Origin of the sequence: Thermogutta sp. (assembly GCF_014359955.1) — a bacterium.
In the GTDB taxonomy this organism is placed as follows: Bacteria; Planctomycetota; Planctomycetia; order Pirellulales; family Thermoguttaceae; genus Thermogutta.
This window is the reverse complement of sequence record NZ_JACIYL010000880.1, coordinates 1-1,727: the sequence shown is the minus strand read 5'-3', so window position 1 is coordinate 1,727 and position 1,727 is coordinate 1. Positions and strand designations below refer to the sequence as shown.

2 pseudogenes are annotated in these 1,727 nt (G+C 58.6%); both read right to left on the bottom strand.

What is annotated here, in order from left to right:
* Positions 1 to 1,137 (bottom strand): annotated as a pseudogene (locus tag H5U08_RS17845) (hypothetical protein); the annotation flags it as partial.
* Between the two features lie 101 nt (positions 1,138 to 1,238).
* A pseudogene (locus tag H5U08_RS17840) lies at positions 1,239 to 1,727 on the bottom strand (thiazole synthase); the annotation flags it as partial.

The window sequence follows — 1,727 nt, the reverse complement described above, 5'->3', positions numbered from 1 at the left end:
ATATTTTTCGCCAAAGAGAGAAAAACCGTAATCAGCCACCTCATAACCCTGTTCCCGCCCGTAGGCCAGGCGTTTCTGTTTAGCCTCCCCATAGCCACCGAAGGGCGAGAGCCACGTCCCGACGGCCGATTGATACTCCCTCGCTTTGGCCGTCAAAGGGGCAAATCCACTGGGAAAGCCCTCATGAAATGCCCACAGCGTTCGGGGATCGTCCCAACCGTCATCGAACACAAAGGAGTCCATCCGCACACCGCGGCGCCGGGTAAGCTCTTCCCCAAAACGCTCAATAACGTTGAGGCACTCCGACTCGGTCATCTGTTTGCCGCCATCCGCGATGTCCCACCAGGAGTTGTAATTGACAAACAGCCCATAAGGCCGCGCCCGACGGCGTTCCACGTACCGCTGAAAATCGCGTCGCAGTTGCCCGAGCGAAGCCTTTCCCACCGCGAATGTGTACACGAGTTGATCTCGCCCGGGAATCTTCCTCACATCCACCGCCGCGAGCACCTTTTGTTCCGTGACTTCATTGCTGGCCATGGGATGTTCGCAACCGAGAAACCATTCTCCGCAGACAATGGGCGAGCCACTGACGCTACCAGCCACCCGCGCCGCCGGTAGTTGCCCTCGAAAGAAAACTACCCGTGTTGGCCGATTCATATGGAAAGCAGGCCAGCGAACCCCCATGACCAGATAGTGCGCGCCCTCACGCAATTCCGCCCACCACGTCACGGTGTCTCCTGAGGGCTGAACAGCGAAATCCTGCTCCACGCGCCATCCTGGAAAGCGGTCCTCGATGCGAATAGCGCCGGATTCTGCTGGGATGGTCGTCTCCCGGGAAGCACCGCGTTTACTTAGCACCAACGGCTCCCAGGTCGAACCGTCATAGCTTTCGACCGATAAGAGAGGAGTGTTTCTGGCCGGAAACACGCTTCCGTCTTTGAGGCTTGTCACCTGTTCGAGGAGAGGAAATGGGCCTTCCAGGTTGAGCGTGACCGCGAGGATGCCGTTTTCTAATTGACATCGGCCGTCTCTTCGGTGAATGGCCACCTCTTCACTCGCGGTTTTTGCTCCTTCCCCTCCAAACGAAACGCTCACCGACCAGGTGAGCAGCGCGAAAACGCAGCTATAGGGACGCATGGCGATATCCCCTCGAGTTCAGTAGGGCCAAGCTCGTGCAGACAGCCAGCCCGCCGTTGCTCATCGGCGTGTCCCGGCCTTTCCCCAATTCGTCGAGAGAATTATCGCACGGGGGCAATCGTCCCTTCCATAGGGCTACTGGCGGTGGCGTAAAGTTTTTTGGGGATCCGCCCCGCCAAATACGCGAGTCGGCCCGCCTCTGCAGCGTGTTTCATGGCCACCGCCATACGCAACGGATCCCGAGCGTGGGCGATGCCTGTGTTGAGGAGAACTCCATCGACCCCGAGTTCGAACGCCACCGTCACGTCGCTCGCCGTTCCCACCCCAGCATCGACGATGACGGGATAGTCCGGATCGTCTTCCTTCAGGTATTCGAGACAGATGCGGATATTGTTGGGGTTGAGGATGCCCTGTCCAGATCCGATCGGACTGCCGGCGGGCATCACGCTGGTGGCCCCGGCCTCTTTCAAGCGCTTGGCCACAATCGGGTCATCCGTGGTGTAAACCAGAACCTGAAAACCCTCCTTGACCAGAATTTCCGTGGCCTGAACAGTGGCGATAGGATCGGGAAGAAGCGTCTTTTTGTCACC